Here is a 5,126-nt window from a genome sequence, read left to right as displayed (position 1 = left end):
GCAGAAATGTCAAATCTGCACGGAATTTGAGTCAGACCCCCGATTGGACGCCGATTGACACGTTGGAAGACGTGTCAACGACCGTTGAAACGCGCCATTTGTTCAGGTTTGAGAATTGAGAAGTCGGCGTAGAGAAAGCAAATGACATCAACGGACAAAATTAGTTGGAAGCTTATCAAAGTTGCTAACCGTAACCCGCTCTTCCATAAACTTCAGCGCAAACTGCATCGGCACAGGGTTCTTGAAGACAAGATGGCTTTCCAAACTGGGCTGGCCGGCAATACCAACACGTCTCCCGACCTCGGTCAAATGCTGTTGCAGCACGCCCATCCTGTCGAGATGCTTTAGCAGGTAGTCCCGCTTACCGTCATCTCGGAGTTCACCTCTGAAATCCGCAAGTTGTTCAGAAATTTCTCCATACGTCTTGCGGTAGTGAACGTCTTTGCATTCGATGATGAGAACGCGACTTGAGGCTGCATCCCAGGCTAGAACGTCAACATCGCCATAGTCCATGTCGAAACCTCGACCGAGCAGCTTAGTGACCCGCACTTCTGTTTCTGCCTGCCATCCCATTTCCACCAGCTTTGCGGCGACTTCCGCCGAGAAAGCCGCACCACGCCGATCTGCAGACTTTCCTGCCCAGGATTTCATTTTCGGGCTGAGCTGCTCCTGCGGAAATTCACCGCGATGGAAATTGCCCAACATGTAAACAAAGCTGTCCCGAATCTGACCCGGCGCGAATAGGAGGACGGTTTCATTTCCCTCCTCGATCTGCAGGAATGGCTTGCGCAGTAGGGACAGCCTCCGGCGGAATCTCCAAGGTTGGCGGTCCCGGTCATTGTAGCCCGGTGGAACTTCGCGCCATTCGTCCCGCGGTAGTAGGGTCAGCTCATCGAGCAATCGCAAAGCGCGTTCTGGCGACACGGTTTGCCCCTCCACGCAAACATTGTCGAACGCCGACCGTTGAACCGAAATGACTCCTTTTCCGGCATTGATGCCCAAATTCTCGCAGTGATCAACAAAGACGCGCGTCTCGTCGAAGGTCAGACCAAACTGCTCTTCCCATGCTCTAGCAAATTCCCGATCAAGGAGGTGGCCAACCGTCAGCTGAGGATCATAACTTTCAAGGTGTTTCGAGTAATTGTCAGCATCGCTGGATGTCCGCCCTGCGGCGCTAGCGCGCGCGAAAGGCTCGACGATTTCGTCCACATAGCCAAATTGGGCATGGATATCTCCAAGTGGCGTGATCCGAAGTTCTGGCTTCATGACACCCCAACGGATCGCGTCCGACCAACCGCCAATGTGAAAGAGTAAGCTGGCCTTTGCCATGAGGCGCGATAAATCCAGCTTTCCGACTTTGACCGCCCCTGCATCCGGGCATGCACAAATGGCCATCTCGGCTAGAATCCGGCTCGTTTGGAAAACCGCATTGAGCTTGAAGTCATGGACAGAGATTGTTTCGATTGCCTCCGCTGCGGGCGGGTGCAAGGCAATCATCGCAGCGGTAGTCCGGCGCCACCGGTCCCGATCGTTGGCAGCAAACTCCATATTTCGGAGGAGCTTCTGGAGAAATGAGTTGCGCCCAAACTGCTTGAGATCGGTGCAAAGTTCGTTCTCCAGATGACGAACCACGCTATTCAGAAATGCCGAACACTCGGCTTTTCCGACGATATTAGGACCCAGACTGCGTTCGCGTGCAGCCCATCCCAAGCCTAGTCGGACAAAGGCATCATCATCCCTGCTGATATGGATCACTTCCCCGCCGATATCGTCGCGTACATGATCGCGAAACTCGCGCGCCATGAAGGCGTGGCCATGCCTGGCTGCCGGACTCTGCACAATTTCCTGAAGCAGCGCACCTGCTTGGATAGCCGAGAGTGGCGTACCTGCGAGTTGGTTGACCGCGTCAACAAGTGCAGCAACAACCGCTCTCTCTGCGATGTTTTCCGGATGGAAAACGGCCTGTTCGAACCCGTCGTCGGCAATCGTGCGGAATGTCGAGTCACCAGTTGATGCCTCGACCTGGATCGCCGCTCGTGCCTCGTCATATGATGCGCGCCCAGCGCCCCTATCGAATTCACCCGGCTGGCCGCGAAATTCTGCTTTCCAGTAGATGGGGCCTGGCGGCAGGCCGACCAATCCTTCCAGTTTCTCTGCCGCTCGGCTCAACCAGGTGCTGAGCATCGCCAAGCGCTCATAGGCGAACAATCCCGGCACTTCTTCGGGGGTGAAGAGCTCCACCCACCATGTCCGCTGCGCTGTTGTGAAAGCTGAGATCGGTCGCCCGGCTTCGCCTGGAACTTCGCTGGCATAGAGCGACGCGCGCTCATCGTCCTTGAAGATCGAAAGTCGATTTTTGCGGATCGGCAGCCATGATCCATCGACAAATTGGGCGACGCGAACATCGCACGCTTGGGCGACCGAATGGCGCAGCTCGCGTATCCCGTTCTGGGTGACGATCATCATGGCCTGCTGGCCAGGACCGCCGACATCATCGGGAACGTCGCCATGTGGGACGAGGTGCCCATTCAATTCTCTGGACCATGCCACCAGGTTGAGCAGACCATTCGCGTTCTGGAGTGTGATCCCCAACTGCTCAACTTTTGCTTGACCTTCCAATATCCGCCAGAGCGTTTCGGGATTGAATTCGCGCAGCCAGCTCAGTGTCTCAAAATCATACGAAGAGCAGCCTAGTACGCGCCAGTTCGCGTCTTGGTCATTTTCCATCATCGTGCTTGCGGCCCGCCCGATTCCGCATCCTACGATCAAAGTAAGTCCGCCGCGATAAACCTCTGATTGCTGCGCGTGCTTCTGAAAGGCGGCGATGGATTCTGAAAAGGTGCGGTCCAGCTCCATCGTGTCAGGGTTCAGTCCAGTGAAGCCAGTCTCCTCGAAATCCCGCAGGTTGTCGGTGAAGAAGAGGAGTTGGATGAAACGACCAACATCGAACTCGATACCGACTTGGGTGATCGCAGCGTGTGGCCCCGGTTGAAAATTGATCGCTGGCCCGCGTCTCGCCCCAAGGAGCGGCAAGGTCTGGAGCGTTCGCGCATAGACATTGGCGAGACCGCGACAAAATGCATCCCGCATTCCCGCTTCGCTCATGCGCTGAATCACGAAGGTCCGGATGGCAATGCTGATCGCGGTCGGCAGGGCGACATACAGATATGTGTCGTTACGGACGAGCGGATGCCGTTCCAAATCCGAGTTACCGATGGTCTGGCTCAGCAACAGCGCCCGACCAGACGGCGTAAACAAGAACGGTGCCAGGGAAATCGGGTCGATGCCGAGATCCGGCAGTTCCGCAAGTTTGAATCTGACGTGGTGTCTCGCCGCGACAAACCGCTCCGCCGCAGCGAGCGACATCTTCGCGGTGTTGAATTCGTTACCCAGCTGGTGCCGCTGCAGCCCCGCGCGTTCGCAAATCAGGTCGGACAATCGTAGCAGGCCGTACATGCTCGTCCGGGTTTCATCGTAGCCGGTGCCGGCGGGCATGTCCTCCACCGCATCGATGAATTTCTGCAGGAAGTAGGCATTCCCTTCCCAAACTCCCTCAAGAATCCTGAAATTGCCACGCGGGCTTCGTACCGTGGCGACGAAGACGTCCTCCGCCGGGTCTTCCATTGATCCGCACTGACCTTTGCCTAGCTGGTTGAAGCCGACAGCAACGAGTTTCGGATTAGGAGTCTGTTTTCCGCTTCCGACCGCCAAAGCGAGGTGGATCAGCGTCTCGATCCTCAGGCAATTGGTCTGGAGTTCGGGTTGCAGCAGCAGGCCCGAGAACGTCGCAACAGTTGCCAGCGGATCGAGGGCAGACAGCTGCTTCATCAACGCTGGGTTGCAGTTGGAAATAGAACTCAAATTTACCTCGCCAAAAGCACCAAGCGACGTCATCATCTCAAGTGCCTGCGCATAATCGACAGCATCCATAGTGCTATGGCTTCGGCTTTTACTTAAAGTGGTGCAATACCTAATTTTTGCAATTGTCTAATTGGAACGACGTAACAGCCTTGCTTAGCCTGAACCGACTCCCGACGCCGGCGAGGCGGGGCCGTCCTGAACGAAGGGCAGTTTACGCAAATTTGGCCTCAAAACCAGACTGTCGCCACTGTCCGCAATTACGGCCGCTCTGGCCCGCGCGCCGTCGCAATCAATCGTTCGCCGGCGGCCCTCTGATCCATGTTCATGGTTCGCGCAGCCATCCACTCGGGCACGTGCCAACTGGCCGGCAGGGATCGGGCAATGGCTCCGGGGAGCGTGGCGCATAGGAGGCTGCCGGCAAGCAGTCCCGCCGCCGCGCTCCATATCTGACGCTCGATCTGCTGATCGGCAGCTTGTCCGCGCTTCACCACGCTGTCGATTTGCCCGGCCGACCTGTCGAGCGCAGCGCGGGCAATGTCGAGCATGCGCCTGTCCTCGGTACGCACTGTCTGGGCGGCGAGATTGATCTGCTTCGTCATTTCGGCAGGCGTCAGCGAGACCGCCGGTGCCTGTTCGATGGCGGCAAGCCGGGCGCGGACATTGCCCAGACTACGGTCGATGCCATCGAGCGCGGCGGTGTGATCGGGGATCCGCTCGCGTGCCGCCGTCAGATTGGCGACGGCATTATGCAAAAGGCTGAGCTCGTGCCGCACGGCCTCGAAAGCCTGGGCGGTGGTCACTTCGATGTCGGTTGTCTCGGTCATGGGCGCAGCTAAACCGTGCCAGTTTTGGAACGCCAGAGGCTGGAACCTCGCTGGAAGGGGTGAGATTGGTGGCCGTGTCGGCGCAGATCCTGTTAAGGCGGCTTGAGATTGGGCCAAGCGGTGAAGGCGCAGCGACTCGGGCCTTGGCCTGCCCTACAGCCCGAGCCCCCGCCCCCGCCCCCGGCCAAGATCGAGGCCGTGCTCGAACGCGAGCTGGGCGCCAAGTTTACGCTCGCTGTCCATCATGGTGATGCCAAGTTGAGCCTTGCGGCTGGCCAGCAGGGATTCGAGCTGCGGATCGCGCTCCAGGCTCCTGGCCATGTTTGCCATGGCTGACCGGGCGTTCTTGTAGGCGTCGATGTTGCCGGTAGCATAGTGCCGATCGGCCTGGTTGGACAGCTCGTTCCAGCGGCTGACGAACCGCTCGGCGCGCAGTTCGGG

2 protein-coding genes and 1 pseudogene are annotated in these 5,126 nt (G+C 57.9%); all 3 read right to left on the bottom strand.

Annotated elements, in window-relative coordinates:
• Positions 1-147: 147 nt before the first annotated feature.
• Positions 148-3,930 carry an anti-phage protein Upx-like protein gene (locus IE191_RS20845; RefSeq protein WP_191326355.1) on the bottom strand — a complete coding sequence of 1,261 codons (3,783 nt, stop codon included), beginning with the start codon at positions 3,928-3,930 and terminating at the stop codon, positions 148-150.
• Positions 3,931-4,118: 188 nt separating this feature from the next.
• Entirely contained in the window at positions 4,119-4,685 is a 567-nt protein-coding gene (locus IE191_RS20840; RefSeq protein ID WP_191326354.1) for a hypothetical protein, read from the bottom strand.
• 153 nt (positions 4,686-4,838) lie between these two features.
• Positions 4,839-5,126, bottom strand: a pseudogene (locus IE191_RS20835) (conjugal transfer protein TraA); the annotation flags it as partial.

It is taken from the genome of Novosphingobium pokkalii (genome assembly GCF_014652855.1).
GTDB classification, from domain to species: Bacteria; Pseudomonadota; Alphaproteobacteria; order Sphingomonadales; family Sphingomonadaceae; genus Novosphingobium; species Novosphingobium pokkalii.
Note: the sequence above shows the minus strand (reverse complement) of the source record. Positions and strands in the feature narration are given on the sequence as shown.

Bases quoted from the DNA above. Each gene is read 5' to 3' on its own strand.
- IE191_RS20845 (WP_191326355.1), bottom strand. From the start codon at position 3,930: ATGGATGCTGTCGATTATGCGCAGGCACTTGAGATGATGACGTCGCTT.
- IE191_RS20840 (WP_191326354.1), bottom strand. From the start codon at position 4,685: ATGACCGAGACAACCGACATCGAAGTGACCACCGCCCAGGCTTTCGAG.